The organism is Longimonas halophila, from assembly GCF_002554705.1.
Lineage (GTDB): Bacteria > Bacteroidota > Rhodothermia > Rhodothermales > Salinibacteraceae > Longimonas > Longimonas halophila.
The window spans coordinates 59,793-83,245 of sequence record NZ_PDEP01000003.1 but is presented as its reverse complement, the minus strand read 5'-3'; the positions used below and the strand labels follow the sequence as shown (position 1 = coordinate 83,245).

Sequence of the window (23,453 nt, the reverse complement as noted above, 5' to 3'; positions counted from 1 at the left end):
GGGGGGAGGCAGGGCCGGCAGCCCGCGTGCTAAAACTGCTGCAAAAAGCGCAGATCGTTCTCATAGAACACACGAATGTCGTCGATACCATGCTTGAGCATCGTCATGCGTTCGATGCCCATCCCCACGGCATAGCCGCTGTACCGCTCTGGATCCACATCGACGGCGCGCAGCACGTTGGGGTGCACCATGCCACAGCCCAGGATTTCGAGCCAGCGCCCGCCATCGTCATGGTCGGGATCAGCCCACCAGATGTCGACTTCGGCGCTGGGCTCGGTGAACGGGAAGTAGCTCGGGCGGAAGCGCAGGCGTACGTCCTCCCCAAAGAGCGCCTGGGCCAGCTGGTAGAGCACCTGCTTCAGGTCGGCCATCGACACATCCGTATCCACATACAGCAGCTCGACCTGGTGGAAGAGGCAGAATGACTTATACGAGATCGCCTCGTTGCGGTAGACGCGCCCAGGCACCATGACGCGGACGGGTGGCTCGGTGGCCTGCAGCACGCGAATTTGGCCGGGGGAGGTGTGGGTGCGCAAGAGTGTGGGGGCATCGGGCGGTGTATCCTTCACAAAGAAGGTGTCCTGCATGTCGCGCGCCGGATGGTCGGGGGGGAAGTTGAGCGCGGTGAAGTTATGCCAGTCGGTTTCGACCTCGGGTCCTTCGTAGGTGGCAAACCCCAGGCGCTCCAGAATATGCAGAATCTCGTTAAGCGTCTGCGTGAGCGGATGCAGCGAGCCGGGATGGTGACGGCGTCCGGGGAGCGTGAGGTCGAAGTCAGTGCCCGTGTCGGTAGCGTCTTCGGCGCTGAGGCGCTCGCGGGCGGCATCGAGCTTGGCCTGAGCATCTGCCTTGAGCGCGTTGAGGCGACGCCCAAAGTCGGGGCGCTCCTCGGGCGGCTGCTGGCCGATCTGACTGAAGAGGTCGGGAATCGCGCCCTGATTGCGGCCCAGGTATCTGATGCGAAAGGCCTCGGCCTCTTCGTCGGTAGTAATCGTTTCGGCTTCGAGTTCGGCGCGTAGCGCGGCGATAGGGTCGGCCATGGGAACGGCGGATTGGCAGGAACAGGGCGGATGCGGACGGGGCTACGGGAGCGCGCGACGATGTGCACTGAGCAACAGTAAGGGTGCAGCGCGCCACATAGAAAATCCCGCCAGACCTGCTGGGGGGCAGCAGCGGCGGGATGGAACGTCATGCAATGGAGCCTCCGAAGGCATTGCGGGCGGCCTTCGCAGGCAGGGAGTTACGCTTGCTCCATCACATGATCAACGACGTGCGAAAACGCCTCAGGGTCGTGCACAGCCAAGTCGGCCAGCACTTTGCGGTTCATGTCGAGGTCCGCCTTGCGGTATGCGCCCATGAACTGCGAGTAGCTCACGCCTTGCTGGCGCGTAGCTGCATTGATGCGGGTGATCCACAGCTTGCGGAAATTGCGCTTGCGCTGGCGCCGGTCGCGATAGGCGTACTGCAGGGCCTTTTCGACCGAGTGCTTGGCGGAGCTATACGTTTTGCTCCGGCGGCCCCAGTAGCCTTTGGCCATATTTAGAACTTTCTTGCGGCGCCGCCGAGTTTGCGGCTTGTTTGTTGCGCGTGGCATGGTGGATGTAGGGTAACAGGTGGAGGGAAGAAGCAGGACATCCCAGAGCGCAGAGGGCCCTGGGAATTGGCAGCCGGTGCGTTCGTGCAGGCTGCGTTAGTTATTCAGCATCTGCTTGATGCGCTTTTCCTGCGTTTTGTCAACGGTTGTGTCTTTGCGAAGCTGGCGCTTGGTTTTGGGCGACTTCTTCGTCAGAATGTGACGGCGTCCGGCTTTTTTCCGCTTCACTTTGCCACTTCCGGTTTTTTTGAAGCGTTTGCTGGCGCCGCTGTGTGATTTCATCTTCGGCATAAGAGGGAGGGCAGTCGGTTCAAAGAACGCGTAATTGGGCTGCGTAACCTGCCATTTGGCATTAAGCCCAGTGGGCGGTGCCAAGACAGAACGGACGTGCGTCAATGGAAACACCCCGGCCCGCGTTCCGGGCCAGGGCGTATGCTGCGCACAGCTTCTGCAAAAAGTGTATGAGGGGGGACCCGGCACGCGTGGTGCCAGAGCAAGGGCCTACCCCAGAGTAGGGGTCACTTCTTCTTTTTGTGGGGGGCCAAAATGGTCGTCATCCGTCGGTTCTCCATCTGCGGAGCCTGGTCGATGCGAGCCAAGTCCTGCAGATCTTCAATGAGGCGACGAAGCAGATCCATCCCCTGATCTTTGTAGATGATGTCGCGTCCGCGGAACTGAACGTAGGCTTTGACCTTGTTTCCATTTTCCAGGAAGTCGCGGGCATGGTTCTTCTTGAACTCGTAGTCGTGATCGTCGGTGCGCGGGCGAAACCGCAGCTCCTTCATCTGCATCGACTTCGAGCGTTTCCGCTGCCGCTTCTCTTGCTTCTGCTGCTTGTAGCGGTACTTGCCGTAGTCAATAATCTTGCAGACCGGCGGGTCGGCCTCTGGGGCAATCTCGACAAGATCGAGTTCGTGCTCGCGGGCGCGCTCCAGGGCGGTGTCCAGGTCCACCACATTGTGCTCACCATCGGGTTGGACGACCCGCACGGTGTCTGAGCGGATCTCTCTGTTTACGCGAACTTTATCAGCTTTAGCGATAGTAGGTTTGGGGTTTGTTCAGGAATAGTTGCGTGATTTACGGATAGATTCGCACGCATCGTGCCAACAACGGGTTCCATTTCTGGGCGCCGTTTCGTTGGCTGCAAAGGAGCCGCCGTTGATAGGCAGAGATGTCGTGCGCCCTCTTCTGCAACGCCTGCCCCAGGTGGCCGGCTGGCCCTTTTGCCTACGACCAGGCGGCCTCGCGCTCGGCTTGCATCTTCTCAATAAAGGCGTCTACAGAAATCACCTCTTGCTGCCCGTCGCCGTGGGCGCGCACCGCAACGGTGCCTGCTTCTTCCTCACGCCCTCCAACCACAAGCATGTACGGAATCTTCTGCGTCTCGGCCTCGCGAATTTTGTAGCCCACGGTATCGTCGCTTGCATCAACCTTAACGCGTAGGTCGGCATCGCGGAGTTGTGTGGCTACGTCTTCGGCATAGGCGTTGAAGTCGGCCCCCACCGGAATCACCATAGCCTGCACGGGGGCGAGCCACGACGGGAAGTTGCCGCCGCAGTGCTCAATCAGCACACCAATGAAGCGCTCCAGCGAGCCAAACGGGGCACGGTGAATCATGACGGGCCGCTGGCGCTCGTCCTCTGCATCCACATAGGTAAGATCGAAGCGCTCGGGCAGATTGTAGTCGACCTGGATGGTGCCCAGCTGCCACTCGCGGCCCAGCGCATCCTCGACCATGAAGTCCAGCTTGGGGCCGTAGAATGCCGCTTCGCCCGTCTTCTCAACGGTGTCGAGGTTCATCTCTTCAGCCGCCTCGCGGATGGCCTGCTCCGCCTGCGTCCACAGCGCGTCGTCGCCCACGTACTTGTCGGTGTTCTGCGGATCGCGCAGCGAGATCTGGGCCGTGAACTCGGTAAAGTCGAGCGCGCCCAGCACTTTGAGCGTCAGGTCAATGACGTCTTTGAACTCGGCTTTTACCTGCTCGGGCGTGCAGAAGATGTGGGCATCGTCTTGGGTGAAGCCACGTACGCGGGTCAGCCCACCCAGCTCGCCGCTCTGCTCGTTGCGGTACACGGTGCCAAACTCGGCAAAGCGCACCGGCAGGTCGCGGTACGAGTGCATGTCGTGCTTGTACATCATGACGTGGTGCGGGCAGTTCATCGGCTTCAGGAGGTAGCCGTCCTCCTCATCGCCCTCGCCGCCAAAGTGCATCGGCGGAAACTGGCTGTCTTTGTAGTACGGATAGTGCCCACTCGTGCGATAGAGCGCCAGACGTCCGATGTGGGGCGATACGACCGGTTCGTAGCCGCGCTTGAGCTGCTCATCTTTGAGCAGGTCGGCCAGCGTTTCGCGGAGCGTAGCGCCCTTGGGCAGCCACATAGGCAAGCCGGGGCCCACCACGTCGGCATTGAACGTGAACAGGTTCAGCTCTTTGCCCAGCTTGCGGTGATCGCGCTCCTTGGCCAGACGGCGCTGCTCCAGGAACGCATCGAGCATCTTCTTCTTGGGGAAGCTGATGCCGTAGATGCGTGTAAGCTGCGGATTCGACTCGTCACCGCGCCAGTATGCGCCGGCTACCGACAGCAGCTTCGGATATTTGATGCGTCCGGTCGATGGGATATGCGGACCGCGGCAGAGGTCCGTAAACTGGCCCTGCTCGTAGAATGTGATCTCCCCATCGTCGAGGTCCTCAATGAGCTCCAGCTTGTACGGGTTGCCCTGGTCTTTGTAGTAAGCAAGCGCCTCATCTTTCGAGACCTCGCGCCGCTCGTACGATACATCGCGCTTGGCGAGCTCTTTCATTTTGGATTCGACGGCCTCCAGATCATCCGCGGAGAGCGTACCATCGCCCAGGTCTACATCGTAGTAGAAGCCGCGCTCAATGGGCGGTCCGATGGTGAACTGCACATCGGGATACAGCGCCTGCAGCGCCTCGGCCATGAGGTGCGCCGACGAGTGCCAAAACGTCTCCTTGCCTTCGTCGTCGTCCCACGTAAGAATTGCGATCTCAGCCGATTCAGTGATGGGGCGCTCCAGGTCTTGCACGGTACCATTCACTGTAATAGCAAGGGCGGCACGAGCAAGCCCGGCGCCGATACTTTCAGCAATCTCGCGGCCCGTCACGCCCACACTGTAGGTGCGCGTGGAGCCGTCAGGAAGCGTAATGGTGAGGGTGTCGGAGGCGGCGTCGGGCATAAAAGACAGAGGCATGAGTCGACAAACGAAAAGCGCTCCATCGCGAGGACAGAGCGCTTCAGCAAAGGCAGGCGGGCGATGTGCGCAATCGGCTCAAGCGGTGATTGCACCTCGCAGTGAAGACCGTGTGCTTACCGGCATCGCTGACCTGCCGTATCCGGCGTTCGCGTGAGCGACCGAATGTAGGTAGGCAGATGGAACATGGGCACGAGCAAAAGCCGGAGCATCAAACAGAATGAAACGGTGGGTCTAAGTGGACTCGAACCACTGACCTCTACGATGTCAACGTAGCGCTCTAACCAACTGAGCTATAGACCCGTGTAGAAAGAGGTGCTTGGCACCTCGCGCCGCACAGCATACGACCCGCGCGGGCATAGTGTCAATGCCTACTGCAGCCGGGGGATTCGACGGAAGGCCAATTCATGGAAGTTTTGGCGTTTATCTCGGCGTTTTACAGCAGGTGCTACGCCGCAGGGTCAGAGGCGGCTTTCGCTTCAGTGACGAGTTGTTCGTACAGGCGGCGCACCTTAGCCTGCAAGGCCTCGCGGTCGGCATTGTTGGGGATGACGAAATCGGCCCGGTCTCGAATTTCGTCTTGTGGAAGCTGGTGCTGCATGCGGTCGCGTACGGCGCGCTCGGTGGTGTCGTCGCGCTGCATCACGCGATGGATGCGCACATCATCGGGCGCAGTGACCACGGCCACGTAGTCGACATGGGCATCGCCCCCGGCCTCGAACAGAAGTGCAGCCTCGTGTACGAGCAACTCTACGCCGTCGGATTCGGCCTGCGTCTTGGCGTCTTCAAACGCATCAAACACAAGCGGATGCACAATGGCGTTGAGCTTTTCGAGCTTCGATGGGTCGCTGAAGACCTGCGCCGCCAGATACGAACGGTTTAGCGAGCCGTGTTCATTGTAGCTGGTTGAACCAAACGTGTCGCGGATAAGTGCCCGCGCATCCGCATCATTCTGCATAATGTCTTTCGCTACCTTGTCGGCGTAAAAGACACGTGCGCCCATGTCGTTGAGCATGCGGCAGGCAGTGCTTTTTCCGCTTCCAATGCCGCCGGTAAGTCCTAAGGTAATCACAGTACAGGTGGGGGAGAATGAGGGGAGCATGGTCAGGTCAAAAGAGAGCCGTCATCCGGGTGGCCACTGCAGCGAACGTCCGCCCAGCACATGGACATGCAAGTGGTACACGGTCTGCTGCCCGTCGTCGCCGCAGTTTATGACCGTGCGGTAGCCGTTGTCGAGCCCTTCCCGCTCGGCGACTTTGCTCGCTACGCGAAACAGGTGGCCAACGAGTGCTTCATCGTCGGGACTGATGTCGTCGACTGTCGGGATCGGCTTGCGCGGGATCACAAGGATGTGTGTGGGCGCTTGGGGGTTTACGTCGTGGAAGGCGATGCACTGCTCATCCTCGTACACAATATCGGCAGGCACGTCGCCGTCAAGGATCTTCTGAAAGATCGTAGGTTCGGAGGCAGCTGGATCGGTACTCATACGGGGCATTGGCATAATCCAGGGAAACAGGGCGAGGCACAGCACGAAAGAAGCTTGCGCGTACGACGATGCTTCATATTACGTATGCAGCCACATGTTGCGGAGGATTCCCTGGTAGAACTGTAACGCTTCGGTAGGTACGGTGAACCTTCCGAGAGAGCTGCGGTCTGATTGTATCCCGTCTATATCCCTCGCGCGCTTGGGTGCCCATACGGGGGCACGATAGCATTGAGGGTGCATGTGTTTTCATTGAGAATGCCTGGCGTTATGCCGCCTACTGTTTACGTTACCCGCAAAACGCACTTCAATGCAGCGCACCGGCTGCACAATCCCGAAAAGTCGGATGCCTGGAACGAGGACGTGTTTGGTGCCTGCAACCACCCAAACTGGCACGGTCATAACTACGAATTGGAGGTGACGGTAGCGGGTGTGCCCGACCCCGACACCGGCTACGTGATCGACCTCGGCCAGCTCAAGGCGATCCTGCACGAGCGGATCATCGACAAGGTCGACCACAAGAACCTGAATCTTGATGTCGAATTCATGGATGGTATTATCCCGTCGACTGAGAACTTCGTTGTGGCGATCTGGAACGAACTGGAAGGCACATTGCCGGGCGGCACGCTGCACCGTATCCGCCTGTACGAAACGCCACGCAACTTTGCCGAATACCGAGGCGAATCTTCGTAGGCGTTCTGCATCGGCCCCTGGCTTGTTTTTATTCTGTTTGCTTGCTCTTTGATGATCCATGGCTGAGAAAAAAATTGTTACTGACGACATCGTCGAAAACGGGACCGTAGTGGGCGACTATCCCACCCACTACGAGCGCCGCGACATGTACGATGCGGAGACGACCCGGGATGTGGCCGACCATGTCGCATCCATCATTCAGAAGCTGGGTGAGGACCCCGAGCGCGAGGGGCTGGTCAAGACGCCCGAACGCGTAGCCAAGGCCTACCAGTTTCTTACGCAGGGCTACGCGCAAGACCCCAAGGCCATCCTCCGGCAAGCCATGTTTGAGGAGACCTACAACGAGATCATCCTGGTGAAAGACATCGAGGTGTACTCGTTGTGCGAGCATCATATGCTTCCATTTTTTGGGAAAGCCCATGTCGCCTACATTCCGGATGGACACATTGTGGGCTTGAGTAAGATTCCCCGTACCGTAGAGGTCTTTGCGCGTCGCCTGCAGGTGCAAGAGCGGCTTACCCTGCAGATCCGTGAAGCCATCGACGAGGTGCTCAAGCCGCAGGGGGCCGCCGTTGTGATTGAGGCGCAGCATCTATGCATGATGATGCGCGGGGTCGAAAAACAGAACTCCTGCACCACCACCAGCGCCGTAAGCGGAGCCTTTCGCAACCATAGCACCCGCGACGAATTCATGCGGTTGGTTCGCAGCTAAGCAGCCGCACAGGCTGGGGGCTGAACCACGTATGCTTTCTCATTACGGTGATCCCGTTGCTATGACGATTGTTGTAACCGGCGCCAGCCAGGGCATTGGCGCAGCCATTGCTGAAGCTTTTGCCGCACGGTATGATGACGCCCGCGTTGCGCTTGTCGCCCGCTCCACCGGCAAGCTCGAATCCGTGGCCGACACCTGCCGCGATCACGGAGCCACTCCGCTTGTCTGCCCTACCGACGTCACCGACGACGAAGCCGTTGCAGCAATGGCGGAGCGCGTACACGACACCTGGGGCACGCCCGATGTGGTGGTGAACAATGCCGGGGCGTTTACGCCCGCGCCGCTCAGCGAACTTACTGCCGAGGGCTTTCGCAGCCAGATCGACGTGAACCTGACGTCCGCGTTTGTTGTCACGCAGGCATTTCTGCCACCCATGCGCAAGCGAGGCAGCGGGCACCTGTTCTACACGGCATCGGTGGCCTCGCTGCAAGCGTATCCGGGCAATGCGGGCTACTGCGCCAGCAAGCATGGGCTGCGCGGACTGGCCCGTGTGGTGCGCGAGGAAACTAAAGATGAGGGTGTGCGCGTTACAACAGTCTTTCCGGGCGCTACCCACACCCCAACATGGGAGGGAGTCGACATTGACCCCGAGCGCCTCATGCCTGCCGAAGATATTGCTGCTACAGTCGTACAAGCCTACGCGCTCTCCGACCGTACGGTGATGGAAGAGGTGCTGCTGCGTCCGCAACAGGGAGATGTGTGAGTCTTTTGCGGAGGTGCGTACGTTCAGACGGCCTGATGCTGAAACGCATCGCACGTATCCTTCATGGATGCAAAGAACGTGTGAGCGTCTGGGACGTATGGCTTTTTAGTATCCCACTTGTTTTACTGCTTCACACACGCAACCGACTTTATTGCATACAACTATGTCGCGTACGTCTATGACTGAACAGGCGCTGGAGCACCTGGAGCAGCTCATTATGCAGGAAATGCCGATTACGGAGCACCTGCAATTTTCCTTGAGCCCGAAAGAAGATGGCTGCCTGTGCGCGTCGGCTCCGCTCAAGCCCAATGCCAACCACATGGGCACGGCCTTTGGCGGCAGCCTTAGCATGCTGGCAACCGTAACTGGCTGGGCGATGATGCACCAGTTGGTCGACAACATGAAGCAGCAGGTCGAGGTCATCATTCAGGAAAGCGACATTGAATACCTGAAACCGGTGTGCGAAAACATCTCGGTAGTCTGCGAGCGCCCGAATGAAGACGCGTTGGACCGCTTTCAGGCAATGCTCGACCGTTGGGGCCGCGCGCGCCTCGACCTGAAGTGCAAAATTGAGGCGGCGGGCGAGTGTGCGTTTACCTTTATGGGGCGCTACGTGGCTCTGGCTGATGATAAGGAAGACGATCAGCCCGCTCATGCGTCGCTCACCCCGGTAGGGATTGCCGAAGAGTAGTCGCCTGCTGATCCGTCTGTTGCAGACGCACGCAGATCATACTTCGGTCTCGTACATCTGATACGCCGTGCGCGCCATGCCCCGCGCCTCGTAGGTGGACTGGGCCGCCGCATTCTCGCGCTCTACGTAAAGGCGCAGTCCGCAAACGTCGGCTTTGGCCTGCGCTTTTGCGTGCACATGCTCATACAGCGCCGTGAACACGCCCTGCCGACGCATTTCTGGGCGTACGTACACGCTCTGAATCCACCAGAACGCGCCGTTGCGCCAGTCGCTCCACTCGGTCGTGCACATGAGGGCTCCCACAACACGACCGCCCTGCTCGGCTACCCAGTAGCGCCCCTTCTGCTCATCCTGTAGCAGCGTGCGAATGCCCGCTCGTAGCGTGTCTTGTTCGAGCGTTTTGTCTTCGGTCTCGTCTGCCATTGCTGTGTTGAAAGCAACAAGCGTGTTCAGGTCGCTGAGGGCAGCACGGCGAATGGAGAGCGTAGACATGAGGATGCGAGGTAGATGCAGGGGGAAGCGAAAACGGGTCGCGCGGTTAGGCACCTTCGGACCAGGCAGGCGCAAATGCCGGGTCGATCTGGCGCTCGCCGCGTGCTAAATTGTGGATGGCGGTCATCTCGTCGTCGGAGAGCGTAAAGTCGAACACATCCAGGTTACTCACGCGGTGCGCGGCGCTGGCGGCTTTTGGAATCGCAGATACGTTCGGCTGCTGCAAGAGCCAACGAACCGTTACTTGTGCCGCAGTCTTGCCATGATGCTCCCCAATCGCTCGTAGACGCTCGTTTTGGAGCACCGCCCCACGCGCCAGCGGACGATACGCGGTGAACAGGTAGCCGTGCTCGCGTGCGTGTTGAAGCACCGGCTCCTGCGACAGAAACGGGTGGTACTCGGCCTGATGCGCAAACAGCGGCGCTTCGTCGGGCAGATGCGCCACGGTTTGGTCGAGCAGCTTCGGCGAGAAGTTGCTCACGCCAATATGCCGCGCCTGCCCCGCTTCGTGCACCTCCACAAATGCATCGAGCGTGCGACGCAGCGCATCTTCATCGCTATCAAGGTGCGCAGGCCAGTGGATGAGAAGCAGGTCCACGTAGTCGGTGCCCAAGGCACGCAGGCTCTCCTCGGTGGTGCGTTTTACGTCAGCGGGTGCAAGGTTGGTGTGCCATACCTTTGTGGTCAGGAAGATGTCTTCGCGGGCTACAGGCGCCTCGGCGATGCCTGCGCCGACCTCGGCTTCGTTCTGATACATCTGTGCGGTGTCGATGTGGCGGTAGCCCATCGTGTGGGCATGCGCCACGCTCTCGCGGCAGGTGTCGCCGGTAATCTTGTACGTGCCCAGCCCCAGTGTGGGGACGGTGCGTCCGTGGATGGTGGTCGTGGTGTCGGCCATAAGAAGTTGAATCTATAGGAAGTTGAGGAAAACGGATGCGCTGCGCGGCTGCGGCCCGCATCAATAATGCCAGGGAAAGTCGCTGTAGTCCTGGTCGCGCTTTTCGAGGAAGGCGTCGCGGCCCTCCTGCGCCTCGTCGGTGCCATAGGCCAGGCGTGTGGCCTCGCCCGCAAAGAGCTGTTGCCCCACCATGCCGTCGTCAATCGAGTTGAACGCGTACTTCAGCATCCGAATGGCGGTCGGACTCTTCGTGTTGATCTCTTCAGCCCACTTCAGTGCCGTCGATTCCAGCTCCTCGTGCGGGATTGCCGCGTTGGCCATGCCCATCTCCACCGCCTCTTCCGCCGAGTAGTTGCGTCCTAAGAAAAAGATCTCGCGGGCGCGCTTCTGTCCGACCTGGCGTGCCAGGTAGGCTGAGCCAAACCCGCCGTCGAAGCTGGCCACATCCGCATCCGTCTGCTTAAATATGGCGTGGTCGGCACTGGCCAGCGTCAGATCGCACACCACGTGCAGGCTGTGTCCGCCGCCCACGGCCCAGCCGGGCACCACTGCAATCACCACCTTGGGCATAAAGCGGATGAGGCGCTGCACCTCCAAAATGTGCAGCCGCCCCAGGCGCGCTGGATCCTGTTCGCCTGCGTCGTCCGCATACTTGTAGCCGTCTTTGCCACGGATACGCTGGTCGCCGCCTGAGGAAAATGCCCACTTGCCGTGCTTCGGCGAGGGGCCGTTGCCCGTCAGCAGCACCGTGCCCACGTCCGACGTCTGGCGCGCGTGGTCGAGCGTGCGGTAGAGTTCATCCACCGTTTGCGGACGAAACGCGTTCAGCGAGTCGGGCCGGTCGAATGCAATGCGCACCGTGCCCTGATGGCGGGCGCGGTGGTACGTCACATCGGTCAGGTCAAAGCCGTCGACAGGAGCCCACGCCTCAGCATCAAACAGATCGGAAACCATAAGAAACAGTCAGAGCATCAATAGAAACAGGGGGATGCGAAGGAGCGGCCCTACGGACCATCGTGCAGACGCGCTTCGAGGGCTTCTGCTACGGCGAACAGCGCAGCCTCGTTGCCCGGTGCGGCAATCAGTTGGATACCTGGCACCAGCCCCGAGCGAGCGTCCTGGTGCGTCCATGCTGGAATGGAGATCGCAGGCAGGTTGAGCACGTTTGGGTAGATGGTCGGTGTAAACAGCCCACGAATGCCCGGACGCGCCATGTACGCTGCGGCCTCGCCAGGCGGCATAGCCAGGGCGCCGTTCGTGGGCAGCAGCACAATGCCGTCATCGCCCAGTTGCGTGCGGATGGCGCGGCGCGCCTGGCGGATTTCGGCTTCGGCGTTCCATCCGGTTTGCGCCGAGGGGCGCAGCGCATGCATCGAGGCCAGCAGCCGAAACAGATACCAGTGCACCGTCGGACGGTTGCGCGCCTGCTGCCACGCCTCGCGCGTCCACGACAGCGCCTCGCCGTTGCGGGTGGTGAGCGCATCGTACAGAAATGAGGCATAGTCGCGCACGACCACCGTGAGGTAGGCCTGATAGAGCGCTCCGGCATCGGGCAGGCGCGCTCGGGTAGACGTGAGCCCCACGTCCTCCAGCTGGCGGCGGCTGTAGTCAACGGCTGCAGGGATGAGCCGCTCACGGGCGGTCATCGTAAAGTCGGCAGGCGCGATAAGGCGCAGCGAATCGAGCGGGGGCGGCTCGGGCAGCGAACGGTTGGCGGTCCAGGTGTACGTGGTGCGCACATCGCGGACCGAGCGCGCCAGCGGACCCAGCGCCAGCATGCTGTCGGCCAGTAGCGGCTCGGGCGGCTCCGCATCGATAAGCGGCCAGGTGCCGGTATCGTCGATCTCGCCCGAGGCCGGCTTAAAGCCCACGATGCCGCAGCAGTGGGCCGGGTAGCGCACCGAGCCGCCCAGATCCGACCCAAACCCAACGGCGACAGCGCCCGAGGCCACCAGCGCCGCATCGCCGCCGCTCGATCCGCCCGGACCACGTTCTGGATTTAGCGGATTGTGCGTGCGCCCGTAGAGCAAGTTTTCCGTTTCGTGCGTCATCGCAAACTCCGGGATGTTGCCCCGTGCACAGACCACTGCGCCTTGCGCGCCCATCCGCTGCACGAGCACCGCATCCTCCTGTGGATGCAGGGTCGGCGCACGCTTCGACCCAGCGGTAAGCGGCTCGCCCTTCAGCCCATAGGTTTCCTTCACGCTGATGGGCACGCCCGCCCAAGAGCCTGTCGGCGGCGTATCAACAGCTTGTTGGATGCGATCAGTCAGGCATGCGGTAGCAGCGTTGAGTTCGGGCTGCACGGCCTGCAAGCGCTCCAGGTGCAGTTCGAGCACCTCGGGCACTGAGGTATCATTTGTCTGGATGCGCTTGGCGAGAGCCGTGGCATCAGGAAAAAGGCGTGGATCGGCAAGGGGGGCGGCCATACAAAAATCGTACGTTGGGAGGCAGAGCAAAGCGATGTTACGCCACATTAGGTGCAGCGCCACGGGCCTGACGCGCTTGCTGCAGGTGACGGCGCTCGTGGTTGAGCGTGGCCTCAAACCAGGCACCAATACCCAGATACAGCACCGGCAGCGCAGGCGAGGCCACCCGCACGCGGGCCCAGTCGAGTCCTTGACTGCGTGCCACGCATACCGATAGGCGGCGCTGGTAGTCACAAAAGGTGTCGAGCACCGCCTGCGGGTCCGGCTCGGGCGGTGGACGAAACGACGGCGGGGCGGGGATGGCCACCGAGCTTTCCGGATCCACCGACGCAATGAAGAGGCGGCCCAGCCATCCATAGCGAAACGGCGGGGCGCCGTATGGTCCGTAGCGCTGTGCCTTGAAGATGCGCGCCTCCAGCGCCGGTACGAGCGGGCGCGCCGCCGCGTTTAGGTGCGCCAGGCACTGCGCAGGCGACCAGCGTCCGGGTGCGGGTGGCGTAAGGGCCTCGCCGGGTGTCATGGCGTCCCACAGCATACGGGCATCGTGGCAGCACGTCTCGAATCCAGATCGGTACGGCTCGTACGGTGGCGGCAGCGGTTCCATAATGAGAGGGCCTGTAATGCAACGTGTCATGCCTTGTATAACGACTGTAACGAGGCAGCGTGGGGCGTCAGTCGCATACGCATACGTGGCGACACGGCACGCCGTGTCGTTACCGTTGTACACCGCAGGGATACTACAATCATACAACCGGATTTGATATTAGGCATCAGCCAGGACATGGTCGAGTTCGAGTACGCCGTCATTAACCAACTCGGTGAGCAGTTTCTGCACAGCGGCCTGGCCGAGCAGGTCCGTCAAGTCATCGGCAGGGATGCGCGCCCGCCCTGCAATGCGCGGAGCCAGCGGCGCCTCGGCCTCCGAAAGCACACGAGCCTGTCCGTTTATGTAGAGCGTGCGCGTACCATCCTCGGCATCGGTAAACACGAGATGCGCCACGGGTCCGCGCCGCAGCCCCGTGCCATCGCGCAGATGCGCTACAAGCGTCTTGGGCGAGAGCGGCTCCTCGCGGGGCGGAGCGTCGCGTCCGGGAGCCGGTGTGGTGAGGGTGCGCGCGAACCAGTCGTCGAGGGCCGCGTCGTCCGACAAGAGCGATTCGAGGCGCTGACGCACCAGCTGGCGAGCCCGCTCGCGGTCGTACGTAGGCAGCTCGCCCGGCGCATTGGGCAGTGGACGATCGGGGTCGCTGTAGCGGGCCGTGTCGGGGATCTGTTGGGCAGCGTCTTGCGCGAAGCTCTGCACGAGCGCGCGGTGGCTGGGAGCGCGGAATCCAACCGAGATGGTGAGGCAGTCGTCGCTCTTCGAGATGCCATGATGCGCCACGCGAGGCGGCAGATACAGCAGATCGCCGGGGCGGGCGGTCAGCGTCTCATCCGGCGTAAAGTCCGCCAGGATGCGCACATCCAGGTCGGGTACAATGCGCTCGTTCTCAACCGGGTCGTGGCCAATGGCCCATTCGCGCGTGCCCTCCGCTTGCAGCAAAAACACATCGTAGTTGTCGATGTGTGCGCCCACATTGCCCCCTTCAGGCGCATAGCTAATCATGATGTCGTCGAGACGCCATGAGGGCACCACATCAAAATGGTCGAGTAGCGCCGCCGCGTCGGGCAGCAGGCGATCCACCTCTTGTACGAGGAGTGTCCAGTGCGTCTCGGGCAGGTCGCCAAACGCCGATGGGTCGAACGGGCCGTGGCGTAGCTCCCACGGGTGCGCGCCGCCCTGCTCCAGAATGAGGCGGCTCTGCACATCCGGCTCGCAGGCCAGCCCGGCGAGTTCGTTCGCCGTTACCGGCGATGTGAAATCAGGAAACGCGTCGCGGATGAAGAGCGGCTTTTTCTGCCAGTAGGTATTGAGGAAATCGCGCGGGGCCAGCGATCCAAAAGGCGCGGTGGGCGAATCAGGCATAGGGCAGGGCAGTCAACAAACAGAGATAGACAGCGAGTGGGCAGCAAGGTGTTGCATCCCCCATGACCTGCTAAGAACCTGTTTGGGTTTTGGTTTGACGGCGAGAGCGAGGGACGCTGAGGCGAAAATTGGACCCCAATCGAGGTTCGTAGCCGGGGCTACGGGCCGAGATTAGGGGCAATTTGCAGCCCAGCGGAGCCGCTCGGAGCCCAAAATAAGAAATCAAAACAGGTTCTAAAACCCAAAGATAAACAGCAGCATCAGCAGTAAAAAGAGGAGGGCCGCCCATATAGTCGAAGACTTGCGCTGCGGAAACTCATAGCCGCAGTAGGGGCAGACGTCTACGTCGCCGGTGTCTTCATACTCCAGCGCGCACGAGGGGCATTCACGGGTTTCAGGCATGGCACAGTTGGGGATGCAGGGCGAGATGCCACAAGCAGAACGAGGAAACAGGGCGTTACAGCCCCAGCTGCGAGGCCAGCTCGCGCATGAGCAGCTCCACGTCTTCGTCGGGCATAGCATCGGGATCCATACCGCCAAAGGGCATATCGTCGGAGGGCGCAGGAGCGGGCTGATCCAGATCAAACTGGCGCAGTACCAGTGCAGCGGCGCCGGTAGCAGCAGCCGAAATGAGAAGAGCTTTCAGGACACGCGACATAAGCAGAGGAATCCGTTGAAGGACACAGGAGCATAGGAGTACAGACGTATCCACACCTAACATCAGGGGGCGTCGGATGGTTCGGCACATGCGCTGCAAGGCGGCGTATAGCGTAGCGTGCCAACCGGTGCCTTGTTGTTTGTTGGATTCATCACAAAACGCCATGACACAGCGGCTGATTCGCATAACGGGCCTGCTGCTTGCGCTCCTGACGCTGGGCGCGTGGAGCACGGTGCCGCCTGCAGTCCAAGCACCGAGCTACGCGCCAAACGATGACCCGCATGTGCGCATTGCGGCGCTGCAGTACGGGGGCGGGGGCGACTGGTACCAGGCTGAGACGCCGCTGCCTACGTTTTTGTCGTTTGTACGCGAGCACACCGCCATTGACGTGGCCCCTGAGGGCGACGTAGTCGAGCTGGGAGCCGATCGGCTGTACACGTATCCGTTTCTGGTGATGAGCGGACATGGCAACGTCCGCTTCACCAGCCGCGAGGCCGAGCGCCTGCGCCACTACCTGGAAACCGGCGGTTTTCTGCTTATTGACGACGACTACGGGCTGGATGAGTACATCCGCCCGGAACTCGCCAAGGTTTTCCCGGATCAGGAGCTGGTTGAGCTGCCGTACGACCATCCGATCTATCACCACCCGTACGACTTTTCGGACGGTCCGCCCAAGATTCATGAGCACGATGGCGATGCCCCACAAGGCTTTGGTCTTGTGCACGACGGACGCGTGGTGGTGTACTACCTGCACGAATCCAACATTACCGATGGGTGGGAGCCGGCCTCGGTGCACGACACGCCTGCCGATCTGCGCCGCACCGCCCGCGAGATGGGTGTGAACGTGCTCACCTACGCACTCACCCACTAAACGTACTTGTGCGCTTTCCTGACTCGAACCATCAACCGCCATGCGCATCTCCACCCTGTTTCTTCTCGTGCTTGTCGGCCTGCTCGTATACACGAATCCCGGTATAGAGGCCTTCGAAGCGCACGTTGAAGACGAAGCTGCTACGCTCATTCGCAACGAGGTGGGCAGCGATTCCTGGCTTGGGGATGCGCTGGGCAGCGTAGCCGGTACCGCTCTGGCTAACCGCGCCGACGAGTACACGATGCGCACCAACTACTTCGTGGCCAGCGTTTACACCATCGACATCGACGGCGATGAGCAGCCCGACCTGAAGTGGCTCGGCATTGCTGACCGGTTCGTACAGTTGGAGGCCAAGGAGTAGCGCTGCTCCGTATACCGTACCTGCGTATCCATTCTGACTCCTTTTACTCACCTGTTTTTGGACACCTTATGTCTACCCTGCCTCAGCATGCACTCTCCACACAAGACCCCGACGTGTACGCCGCCATCCAAAACGAGGTGGATCGGCAGAACGACGGGCTTGAGATGATTGCCTCGGAAAACTTCGTATCGCGCGCTGTGCTCGAAGCCATGGGCACGCCGCTCACCAACAAATATGCCGAGGGCCTGCCCGGCAAGCGCTACTACGGCGGGTGCGAGCACGTCGATGTGGTGGAAGATCTGGCCCGCGACCGCGCCAAGAAGCTGTTTGGCGCCGACTGGGTCAACGTGCAGCCGCACTCGGGGGCGCAGGCCAATGCCGCGCTCTACCTGAAGGCGCTGGAGCCAGGCGATAAGCTGCTCGGCCTGGACCTGGCCCACGGCGGCCACCTTACGCATGGCAGTCCAGTCAACTTTTCCGGCATTCTCTATGAGGCGGCGTTCTACGGCGTAGAGAAGGATACCGGGCGCATCGACATGAACAAGGTGCGCGACAAAGCCCACGAGGTGCAGCCGAAGATGATTTCGATTGGGGCCAGTGCGTATCCGCGGGACTTTGACTACGAGGCATTCCGCGACATTGCCGATGAAGTAGACGCGCTGCTCTGGATGGACATGGCCCATACAGCAGGACTCATAGCCGCAGAGGTCATGAACGACCCGATGCCCTACGCGCACGTCGTAACGACGACTACGCATAAGACGCTTCGTGGTCCACGCGGCGGAATGATGCTGGTCGGTAACGACATCGAGAATCCGTTTGGCATCACCGCCCGCAAGAGCGGACGCACCAAGATGCTGGGCGAGGTGCTCGACTCGGGTGTCTTCCCCGGCACACAGGGCGGTCCGCTGATGCATGTGATTGCAGCGAAGGCGGTAGCTTTTGGAGAGGCGCTGCAAGACGACTTTACGACATACGCGCAGCAGATCGTTGACAACGCGCAGGCGCTGGCCGAGGCGCTCATCGAGCGTGACTACAATCTCGTATCCGGTGGTACCGACAACCACCTGGTACTGGTAGACCTGCGTAACAAGGACCTGACCGGAAAGCAAGCCGAACAGGCGCTGGAGGCAGCCGGCATCACCACGAACAAAAACATGGTTCCGTACGACGACAAGAGCCCGTTTGTAACGAGCGGCATCCGTCTGGGCACGCCGGCGCTGACCACGCGCGGCTTTGGTCCCGATGAACTGCGCCGCGTGGCCGCTCTCATTGACCGCGTGCTGGCCGACCCATCCAACGAAGACGTACAGCAGGCCGTGCGCAGCGAGGTGCAAGCGCTCTGCGACACATTCCCGCTGTACGATTTTGCGACGGTGTAGCGGATCTGCTGTGTGCGTAACCATACCGTAGAGCTACAAGGGTGGGGGAACGCACCGCCCAAGACGAGGGTTTGGAATGGATGCATTCTACTCCCTCTGTATCCCGTGTATATTCCGCCTACGCGCCCGTCCGCTCCATGCCTTCTATGGACCATAACGCGCTTTCGCCCACAGCCTACGACGAGCTGGTCGACCTGGGGCGCCGCCTATATGACAAAGCACTCATCCGCCGCGAGGATGAGCTCATCACCGATCCGCGAGGCCAGCCCATCGGGTGGCTACTTGACACACGCGTGCCCATGTTGCATGGTGATTTGTTTCGAGAAGTCGGGCAGGTGCTGGCCAAGCGGCTCCTTGAAAAGGAGATAGGTCAGGTCGTCGGGTATGGATTCGGCGCGCATCCGCTGGTGTGTGCGGTGGTGGGAACCCCCAACGAGCCTGCGTTTCGAGGCGGGCTCATTCGTGAGGAGCGCAAGCCGCACGGGCGGCGGCGCATTGTGGAGGGCGCGATCGACCCGAGTGAACCGGTCGTGCTGCTCGACGACATTATCAACAGTGGGCGCAGTGCCGTTGAGGCGTTGGAGCAGCTACGTGCGGCGAACTACACCGTTGATGGGCTACTCACGCTGTTCAACTTTACGTGGAGCCGTGGACGTTCGCGCATTGAAAACGAAGGGCTCTGGGTCGATTCGCTGCTTGACCTGAACCTGCGTGACAAAGCCACCGGTAGCTCCGACTCGGCGTAACCCAAATGTGAAGTCACTATGCCTTCGAGCTCATCCTCGCCTTCCCGTACCGAAGCGCCCCGCTCTATGCACGGCGACGGAGCGCCCGACCCGGCGTCTGCGCCCGATGAGGAAGGCGTTATGCCGTTCCTTGATCACCTGGAGGAGCTGCGCTGGGCGTTGCTCAAAGGCGGTATTGGCGTGCTTATTACCACCGTGCTGGCGGCAGTCTTTAGCCGTTGGGTTGTAGATACCGTGCTCATCGGTCCTACGCGGCCCGACTTCTTCATGTACCAGGTGCTTGGCTTCCAGGCCGAAGAATTGAACCTGCTCAACCGGACCATCACCGGGCAATTCTTTGCAGACATCGGTACAATTCTCGTGGTGGGCATGGTCGCAGGGTCGCCGGTACTGGTGTACTACCTGTGGCGGTTCATTGAACCGGCGCTCTATCCAAAAGAGCGTGCAGGCATGAAGTTTGCATCTGTTTCAGCTACGTTTTTCTTCTTGTTGGGCATTGCGTTTGGCTACCTGATCCTGACGCCGGTGGCGCTGCAATTTTTTGCGACCTACGAGATCTCAGCGCAGATCGCAAACCAGTTCGACATCATCACCTATTTTAACATGGTGACGTTCTGGGCGCTGGGCACTGGCCTTTTGTTTGAGCTCCCGGTGGTGGTGTACTTCCTGTCGAAGGTGGGACTGCTTACGCCCGATCTCATGCGTACGTATCGCAAATATGCGCTGCTTGTGGTGCTTGTGGTGGGGGCGCTACTCACTCCGCCCGATCCGTTCAGCCAGATTCTGGTAGCTGTGCCGCTACTGCTGCTCTACGAACTCTCCATCGGTGTGTCGGCCTACGTAAACCGCCAGCAAGCACGCGCATCCCAGTAGCGCCAAGATGGTGCAGTTGCTATGACGCCAAGGTTGGGAGAAGCGTTGTGGGCATGTTGTCTCGCTATTTGTTGCATTTGGCCCTCTTGCTCGTATGATGCGTATCGATACACGCCACACGTACATTTGGGGAGGCTGGGTCGTGGCGGCTCTGGTCGGGCTGCTCGTTGGATTCGGCATGGCACGCTCACAGACCGATGCTGACGTACGCAAAAGCATTCAGATCTGGTCAGCCGCATTCGAGGAGGTCGTCAACACCTATGTGGATCCCGTTGACGCACAGGACTTCATGGAGGTTGGGCTGCAGGCTATGCTCAGCGAACTCGATCCGTACACCGCGTACATCAGCGAAGACGAGCGCGCTACGGTCGAGGCACTCACACAAGGCCGATATATTGGCGTTGGGGCCCAGGTCGAGCGGCGCGGGCGGCACGTGGTCGTCGAGTCGGTTGTACAGGGAAGCACCGCCGAGCAGCAGGGCTTGTCCATCGGCGACGTAGTTACGCACATCGACGGCGCTTCCGTAGAGGATTGGAGCATTCACCGTGTGCGCGGCGCACTGCGCGGCGAATCGGGCAGCACCGTTACGCTTTCTATCTTGCGCATGGGCGAAACCCCCGACACGGTAACGCTCGACCGGACGCCGGTGGAGCTGGCGGCGGTTCCGTACTCCGGGTTTATTGGCGGTGTGCACGAGGGCATGGGCTACGTGCGCATCGAGCGCTTCACGCAGCAAGCAGCGCACGAGGTGGAGGAGGCTATTGCCGATCTGGAAGACAGCGCCCCGGTCAAGGGCCTCGTGCTCGACGTGCGCGACAATCCGGGCGGGCTGCTGGAGGCGGCTGTCGATGTTGGGGCGCTCTTTCTGGATCGAGGCCGCGTAGTCGTTTCCACCCGAGGGCGCACCGAGCGTAGTGCGCGCACCTACCGCAACACCACAACGCCCGCGCATCCTGACATGCCCCTCGTGCTGCTGGTAAACGGACGCAGCGCCTCGGCGAGCGAGATCTTAGCCGGAGCACTGCAAGACCATGACCGTGGCGTCGTGCTCGGACAAACGACGTTTGGGAAGGGTCTTGTGCAGGTGATTCGGTCCCTCCCGCATGGCGCGTCCCTCAAGATGACAACAGCGCGCTACTACACGCCCAGCGGACGTAGCATCCAGGCGGAGACGACGGACGTGATGCAGGAGACGATGCATACAGCCGCCTTCAGAACCGATTCAGGGCGTCTCATTCGCGAGCGTCACGGCATCGAGCCCGATGTGCCGATTGATGACAACTATGCGAGTCCGCTCGAAGAAGCACTGCAGCGCGAGGGTGCGTTTTTTCGGTTTGCCAGTCGGGTGGCGCGTACGCATCCGCATCCCCCTGCAGGCGGGTGGGATTCGGATGAACTGCTCAACGAATTCCGGGCGTGGGTCGAGTCTGAGTCAATTCCGGTTCAGACGGAAGCACAGCGCGCGCTACAGCCGATCGACTCGCTGGTGGTGGCTGACCATCCGGAAGCCGACGCGCAGCTCGATCGCCTTCGCGAGGCGCTCGATGCTTCGGTTGAGGGGCAGTTCGATGCCCATGCCGATCTGATCGTAGCGCAACTGCTTTCCGAAATACGAAGCCGCTACCTCACATCACGGGGCTACTACGCGGCCACGCTTGCCGAAGACGAAATGGTGCAAGAGGCAACACGCCTGCTAAACGACGAGCGTCGCTACGTAACGGTGCTTAACCCATAGGCTCGTCCAGGCTCCGGCTACCGACTACTCCCCCATGACCGGCCATGTCGCTTCGCCAGTTGATCTTTGCGAAAGGACTGCGCCGCATCGACGCGATGCAGCACGCGGTGTACGCAGCGCATAAAACACGTTTGCTGGGTGGGCTACGCGGTACAGTGGTTGAGATTGGGCCCGGTACAGGACTCAACCTGGCGTATCTCAACCGCGACGTGACGTATGTCGGACTGGAGCCTAACCGTCATCTACACGCACGTATTCGTGCTCAAATGCGTACGCACGGCATTGGCGGGCGCGTGCTTGCGAATCCGGTAGAAGCTGAGGCGCTACCGCCCCAGTGTGCCGATGTGGTCATCAGTACGCTGGTGCTGTGCTCCGTGCCCAACGTAGCTGCAGCCCTTGCTTCCATTCGGCGATTGCTGCGTCCGGGCGGGCGGTTCGTGTTCATCGAACACATTGCTGCAGAAGACCACAGTTGGCCGCGCCTGGTGCAAGACCGCATTACCCCGCTGTGGCATCGATGCCTCGATGGCTGTCATCCCAACCGCGCCACCGACCGTGCGATTCGGCAGGCTGGATTCCAGGAGGTAGCCATGACTCATTTTAGCGTAGGTGTGCCGGTTATCCGTCCACACTGTGCGGGATACGCGGTGGCATAGCTGTGGTCTATTGTGCTCTCAATACCTACGAGCGAGCCAGGAGCGCCATCACCGCCATGCGCACAGGCACGCCATGGGCAACCTGGTCGAGAATCATAGACCGTTCGTGGTCAACCACCGCCGCCTCAATTTCGACCCCCCGGTTGACTGGACCGGGGTGCATGATGCGCAGATCAGGGTACGCCTGGAGATGTGCCGCCGTGACGCCAAACTGAGCGTGGTACTCGGGCAGGCTGGGGAAGAGCCCCGTTCGCTGGCGCTCCAGTTGGAGCCGCAGGAGCATGGCCACGTCGCAAGCGTCAAGCGCATCCCTCAAGGTATGCGTAACGTGCACATCCATTGCCGCCAGATCGGCAGGCAGCAGCGTAGGAGGGCCGCACACCGTGACCTCGGCACCCATGGTGCGCAGCGCACGAATGTTGGAGCGCGCCACGCGGCTGTGCGTAATATCGCCAACGATAGCAACATGCAGGTCGCGCACGGCGGGGTAGTGGGCATCCAACGTGTACAGGTCGAGAAGGGCCTGCGTAGGGTGCGCCCGTGCGCCATCCCCCGCGTTAATGACAGTTGCGTCGGTATGCTGAGCTACGAAGTGCGCCGCACTGGCCGCGGCGTGCCGCACAACAAAAATCTCTGCGTTCAGGGCCTGGAGCGTCTGCGCTGTATCCTTCAGCGACTCACCTTTTACCACCGAAGACCCCGATGCATCTACGCCAATGACGCGGGCCTCAAGCTGCTGGGCCGCTTGCTGAAACGAGGTCTTGGTGCGCGTAGAGGGCTCAAAGAATAAGGTGGCTACCGTGCGGTCATGAAGAGACGGTAGCTCGGTATCTACGCCGTCATGAAAAGCATGCGCCGTATCCAGAATGCGGCGCAGATCGGTGGCTGTGTACGCCGTAAGATCGAGAAGATGTGCGTGCGAGAGCGAGGCAGAGCGAGAATGCGAAGCGGGCATGAGTAATCAGAACAAGTGAAGGCAACGACAAGGAGCCGTACAGGCAGCGTCGTCACAGTTGCATTGCCAACAGGGCGTATCGGTTTCATTGGTACTCTGTCTGTACACAAGAGCACGAAAAATGTGCTAACTTGGCCACGGAGCTGGGCCCGCTGTTCGCGATTCACAGGCAGCTATTGTATTTCGATAAAGTGTATTCCGCTTATTTGTCGCGTTCACGTCTTCAGCCAGGTCTACTGGCATGTCGCGACCTCTCCATTTAGTATTGCTGGTCATGATCTCACG

At 60.8% G+C, this 23,453-nt stretch carries 27 protein-coding genes and 1 tRNA gene; 11 read left to right on the top strand and 17 right to left on the bottom strand.

Annotation, left to right across the window (positions count from 1 at the left end):
* Nucleotides 1–29 precede the first annotated feature (29 nt).
* From pheS to CRI93_RS04270, 8 genes are all read right to left on the bottom strand, one after another.
* On the bottom strand, nt 30–1,040 hold the full coding sequence (gene pheS / locus CRI93_RS04305; RefSeq protein WP_098061381.1) for a phenylalanine--tRNA ligase subunit alpha: 1,011 nt from the start codon (nt 1,038–1,040) through the stop codon (nt 30–32).
* 200 nt (nt 1,041–1,240) lie between these two features.
* Complete coding sequence (gene rplT, locus CRI93_RS04300) at nt 1,241–1,594, bottom strand: 50S ribosomal protein L20 (RefSeq protein WP_098061380.1); 354 nt, start codon at nt 1,592–1,594, stop codon at nt 1,241–1,243.
* A gap of 96 nt (nt 1,595–1,690) precedes the next feature.
* A complete protein-coding gene (rpmI, locus tag CRI93_RS04295) occupies nt 1,691–1,885 on the bottom strand; it encodes a 50S ribosomal protein L35 (RefSeq protein ID WP_098061379.1) in 195 nt (64 codons plus the stop codon).
* 227 nt (nt 1,886–2,112) lie between these two features.
* Nucleotides 2,113–2,634 carry a translation initiation factor IF-3 gene (infC, locus tag CRI93_RS04290; protein WP_098061378.1) on the bottom strand — a complete coding sequence of 174 codons (522 nt, stop codon included), beginning with the start codon at nt 2,632–2,634 and terminating at the stop codon, nt 2,113–2,115.
* A 187-nt stretch (nt 2,635–2,821) separates the two neighbouring features.
* Nucleotides 2,822–4,804: a threonine--tRNA ligase gene (gene thrS, locus CRI93_RS04285; RefSeq protein ID WP_245850312.1), complete on the bottom strand. Its 1,983-nt coding sequence runs from the start codon at nt 4,802–4,804 to the stop codon at nt 2,822–2,824.
* 229 nt (nt 4,805–5,033) lie between these two features.
* Nucleotides 5,034–5,107, bottom strand: a tRNA-Val gene (locus CRI93_RS04280).
* Between the two features lie 145 nt (nt 5,108–5,252).
* Nucleotides 5,253–5,876, bottom strand: a complete 624-nt coding sequence (gene coaE, locus CRI93_RS04275) for a dephospho-CoA kinase (RefSeq protein WP_098061376.1) — start codon at nt 5,874–5,876, stop codon at nt 5,253–5,255.
* 51 nt (nt 5,877–5,927) lie between these two features.
* Nucleotides 5,928–6,290: a histidine triad nucleotide-binding protein gene (locus tag CRI93_RS04270; RefSeq protein ID WP_098061375.1), complete on the bottom strand. Its 363-nt coding sequence runs from the start codon at nt 6,288–6,290 to the stop codon at nt 5,928–5,930.
* Between the two features lie 267 nt (nt 6,291–6,557).
* On the opposite strand from CRI93_RS04270, the gene CRI93_RS04265 reads away from it, so the two are divergent.
* From CRI93_RS04265 to CRI93_RS04250, 4 genes are all read left to right on the top strand, one after another.
* Complete coding sequence (locus CRI93_RS04265) at nt 6,558–6,980, top strand: 6-pyruvoyl trahydropterin synthase family protein (RefSeq protein ID WP_098061374.1); 423 nt, start codon at nt 6,558–6,560, stop codon at nt 6,978–6,980.
* A 145-nt stretch (nt 6,981–7,125) separates the two neighbouring features.
* Nucleotides 7,126–7,692: a GTP cyclohydrolase I FolE gene (folE, locus tag CRI93_RS04260; RefSeq protein ID WP_245850346.1), complete on the top strand. Its 567-nt coding sequence runs from the start codon at nt 7,126–7,128 to the stop codon at nt 7,690–7,692.
* Nucleotides 7,693–7,753: 61 nt separating this feature from the next.
* A complete protein-coding gene (locus CRI93_RS04255; RefSeq protein WP_098061372.1) occupies nt 7,754–8,455 on the top strand; it encodes an SDR family oxidoreductase in 702 nt (233 codons plus the stop codon).
* Between the two features lie 163 nt (nt 8,456–8,618).
* A complete protein-coding gene (locus tag CRI93_RS04250) occupies nt 8,619–9,146 on the top strand; it encodes a YiiD C-terminal domain-containing protein (protein ID WP_098061371.1) in 528 nt (175 codons plus the stop codon).
* 36 nt (nt 9,147–9,182) lie between these two features.
* Here CRI93_RS04250 and CRI93_RS04245 read toward each other — a convergent pair whose 3' ends face one another.
* The 8 genes from CRI93_RS04245 to CRI93_RS04215 all read right to left on the bottom strand — a co-directional run bounded on the left by CRI93_RS04245 (nt 9,183) and on the right by CRI93_RS04215 (nt 15,589).
* Nucleotides 9,183–9,638, bottom strand: a complete 456-nt coding sequence (locus CRI93_RS04245) for a GNAT family N-acetyltransferase (protein WP_098061370.1) — start codon at nt 9,636–9,638, stop codon at nt 9,183–9,185.
* A gap of 46 nt (nt 9,639–9,684) precedes the next feature.
* Nucleotides 9,685–10,536 carry an aldo/keto reductase gene (locus tag CRI93_RS04240; protein WP_098061369.1) on the bottom strand — a complete coding sequence of 284 codons (852 nt, stop codon included), beginning with the start codon at nt 10,534–10,536 and terminating at the stop codon, nt 9,685–9,687.
* A 60-nt stretch (nt 10,537–10,596) separates the two neighbouring features.
* Nucleotides 10,597–11,490: a 1,4-dihydroxy-2-naphthoyl-CoA synthase gene (locus CRI93_RS04235; RefSeq protein ID WP_098061368.1), complete on the bottom strand. Its 894-nt coding sequence runs from the start codon at nt 11,488–11,490 to the stop codon at nt 10,597–10,599.
* 50 nt (nt 11,491–11,540) lie between these two features.
* Nucleotides 11,541–12,965 carry an amidase gene (locus tag CRI93_RS04230; RefSeq protein ID WP_176521677.1) on the bottom strand — a complete coding sequence of 475 codons (1,425 nt, stop codon included), beginning with the start codon at nt 12,963–12,965 and terminating at the stop codon, nt 11,541–11,543.
* Between the two features lie 37 nt (nt 12,966–13,002).
* Entirely contained in the window at nt 13,003–13,569 is a 567-nt protein-coding gene (locus tag CRI93_RS04225) for a DinB family protein (RefSeq protein ID WP_176521676.1), read from the bottom strand.
* Nucleotides 13,570–13,728: 159 nt separating this feature from the next.
* Complete coding sequence (locus CRI93_RS04220; protein ID WP_098061365.1) at nt 13,729–14,931, bottom strand: ribosomal protein uL16 3-hydroxylase; 1,203 nt, start codon at nt 14,929–14,931, stop codon at nt 13,729–13,731.
* A 234-nt stretch (nt 14,932–15,165) separates the two neighbouring features.
* Nucleotides 15,166–15,333, bottom strand: a complete 168-nt coding sequence (locus tag CRI93_RS15075) for a zinc ribbon domain-containing protein (protein ID WP_141491563.1) — start codon at nt 15,331–15,333, stop codon at nt 15,166–15,168.
* A 55-nt stretch (nt 15,334–15,388) separates the two neighbouring features.
* Nucleotides 15,389–15,589, bottom strand: coding sequence for a hypothetical protein (locus CRI93_RS04215; RefSeq protein ID WP_098061364.1), 201 nt, complete (start codon nt 15,587–15,589; stop codon nt 15,389–15,391).
* Nucleotides 15,590–15,752: 163 nt separating this feature from the next.
* On the opposite strand from CRI93_RS04215, the gene CRI93_RS04210 reads away from it, so the two are divergent.
* The 7 genes from CRI93_RS04210 to CRI93_RS04180 all read left to right on the top strand — a co-directional run bounded on the left by CRI93_RS04210 (nt 15,753) and on the right by CRI93_RS04180 (nt 22,213).
* Nucleotides 15,753–16,460, top strand: coding sequence for a DUF4159 domain-containing protein (locus tag CRI93_RS04210; protein WP_098061363.1), 708 nt, complete (start codon nt 15,753–15,755; stop codon nt 16,458–16,460).
* A gap of 40 nt (nt 16,461–16,500) precedes the next feature.
* On the top strand, nt 16,501–16,821 hold the full coding sequence (locus CRI93_RS04205) for a DUF4359 domain-containing protein (RefSeq protein ID WP_098061362.1): 321 nt from the start codon (nt 16,501–16,503) through the stop codon (nt 16,819–16,821).
* A 68-nt stretch (nt 16,822–16,889) separates the two neighbouring features.
* Complete coding sequence (gene glyA, locus CRI93_RS04200; RefSeq protein ID WP_098061361.1) at nt 16,890–18,203, top strand: serine hydroxymethyltransferase; 1,314 nt, start codon at nt 16,890–16,892, stop codon at nt 18,201–18,203.
* Nucleotides 18,204–18,340: 137 nt separating this feature from the next.
* Nucleotides 18,341–18,949, top strand: a complete 609-nt coding sequence (locus CRI93_RS04195; RefSeq protein ID WP_245850311.1) for an orotate phosphoribosyltransferase — start codon at nt 18,341–18,343, stop codon at nt 18,947–18,949.
* An 18-nt stretch (nt 18,950–18,967) separates the two neighbouring features.
* Nucleotides 18,968–19,822 (top strand): twin-arginine translocase subunit TatC, encoded by an 855-nt coding sequence (tatC, locus tag CRI93_RS04190; RefSeq protein ID WP_098061359.1) that lies wholly within the window; start codon nt 18,968–18,970, stop codon nt 19,820–19,822.
* Between the two features lie 94 nt (nt 19,823–19,916).
* Nucleotides 19,917–21,557, top strand: coding sequence for a S41 family peptidase (locus CRI93_RS04185; RefSeq protein WP_098061358.1), 1,641 nt, complete (start codon nt 19,917–19,919; stop codon nt 21,555–21,557).
* A gap of 44 nt (nt 21,558–21,601) precedes the next feature.
* Entirely contained in the window at nt 21,602–22,213 is a 612-nt protein-coding gene (locus CRI93_RS04180; RefSeq protein ID WP_098061357.1) for a class I SAM-dependent methyltransferase, read from the top strand.
* Nucleotides 22,214–22,238: 25 nt separating this feature from the next.
* Here CRI93_RS04180 and CRI93_RS04175 read toward each other — a convergent pair whose 3' ends face one another.
* A complete protein-coding gene (locus CRI93_RS04175) occupies nt 22,239–23,168 on the bottom strand; it encodes an aspartate carbamoyltransferase catalytic subunit (protein ID WP_098061356.1) in 930 nt (309 codons plus the stop codon).
* Nucleotides 23,169–23,453 lie beyond the last annotated feature (285 nt).

Bases quoted from the DNA above. Each gene is read 5' to 3' on its own strand.
- pheS (WP_098061381.1), bottom strand. From the start codon at position 1,040: ATGGCCGACCCTATCGCCGCGCTACGCGCCGAACTCGAAGCCGAAACG.
- rplT (WP_098061380.1), bottom strand. From the start codon at position 1,594: ATGCCACGCGCAACAAACAAGCCGCAAACTCGGCGGCGCCGCAAGAAA.
- rpmI (WP_098061379.1), bottom strand. From the start codon at position 1,885: ATGCCGAAGATGAAATCACACAGCGGCGCCAGCAAACGCTTCAAAAAA.
- thrS (WP_245850312.1), bottom strand. From the start codon at position 4,804: ATGCCTCTGTCTTTTATGCCCGACGCCGCCTCCGACACCCTCACCATT.
- CRI93_RS04270 (WP_098061375.1), bottom strand. From the start codon at position 6,290: ATGAGTACCGATCCAGCTGCCTCCGAACCTACGATCTTTCAGAAGATC.
- CRI93_RS04265 (WP_098061374.1), top strand. From the start codon at position 6,558: ATGCCGCCTACTGTTTACGTTACCCGCAAAACGCACTTCAATGCAGCG.
- folE (WP_245850346.1), top strand. From the start codon at position 7,126: ATGTACGATGCGGAGACGACCCGGGATGTGGCCGACCATGTCGCATCC.
- CRI93_RS04255 (WP_098061372.1), top strand. From the start codon at position 7,754: ATGACGATTGTTGTAACCGGCGCCAGCCAGGGCATTGGCGCAGCCATT.
- CRI93_RS04250 (WP_098061371.1), top strand. From the start codon at position 8,619: ATGTCGCGTACGTCTATGACTGAACAGGCGCTGGAGCACCTGGAGCAG.
- CRI93_RS04245 (WP_098061370.1), bottom strand. From the start codon at position 9,638: ATGTCTACGCTCTCCATTCGCCGTGCTGCCCTCAGCGACCTGAACACG.
- CRI93_RS04240 (WP_098061369.1), bottom strand. From the start codon at position 10,536: ATGGCCGACACCACGACCACCATCCACGGACGCACCGTCCCCACACTG.
- CRI93_RS04235 (WP_098061368.1), bottom strand. From the start codon at position 11,490: ATGGTTTCCGATCTGTTTGATGCTGAGGCGTGGGCTCCTGTCGACGGC.
- CRI93_RS04230 (WP_176521677.1), bottom strand. From the start codon at position 12,965: ATGGCCGCCCCCCTTGCCGATCCACGCCTTTTTCCTGATGCCACGGCT.
- CRI93_RS04225 (WP_176521676.1), bottom strand. From the start codon at position 13,569: ATGGAACCGCTGCCGCCACCGTACGAGCCGTACCGATCTGGATTCGAG.
- CRI93_RS04220 (WP_098061365.1), bottom strand. From the start codon at position 14,931: ATGCCTGATTCGCCCACCGCGCCTTTTGGATCGCTGGCCCCGCGCGAT.
- CRI93_RS15075 (WP_141491563.1), bottom strand. From the start codon at position 15,333: ATGCCTGAAACCCGTGAATGCCCCTCGTGCGCGCTGGAGTATGAAGAC.
- CRI93_RS04215 (WP_098061364.1), bottom strand. From the start codon at position 15,589: ATGTCGCGTGTCCTGAAAGCTCTTCTCATTTCGGCTGCTGCTACCGGC.
- CRI93_RS04210 (WP_098061363.1), top strand. From the start codon at position 15,753: ATGACACAGCGGCTGATTCGCATAACGGGCCTGCTGCTTGCGCTCCTG.
- CRI93_RS04205 (WP_098061362.1), top strand. From the start codon at position 16,501: ATGCGCATCTCCACCCTGTTTCTTCTCGTGCTTGTCGGCCTGCTCGTA.
- glyA (WP_098061361.1), top strand. From the start codon at position 16,890: ATGTCTACCCTGCCTCAGCATGCACTCTCCACACAAGACCCCGACGTG.
- CRI93_RS04195 (WP_245850311.1), top strand. From the start codon at position 18,341: ATGCCTTCTATGGACCATAACGCGCTTTCGCCCACAGCCTACGACGAG.
- tatC (WP_098061359.1), top strand. From the start codon at position 18,968: ATGCCTTCGAGCTCATCCTCGCCTTCCCGTACCGAAGCGCCCCGCTCT.
- CRI93_RS04185 (WP_098061358.1), top strand. From the start codon at position 19,917: ATGATGCGTATCGATACACGCCACACGTACATTTGGGGAGGCTGGGTC.
- CRI93_RS04180 (WP_098061357.1), top strand. From the start codon at position 21,602: ATGTCGCTTCGCCAGTTGATCTTTGCGAAAGGACTGCGCCGCATCGAC.
- CRI93_RS04175 (WP_098061356.1), bottom strand. From the start codon at position 23,168: ATGCCCGCTTCGCATTCTCGCTCTGCCTCGCTCTCGCACGCACATCTT.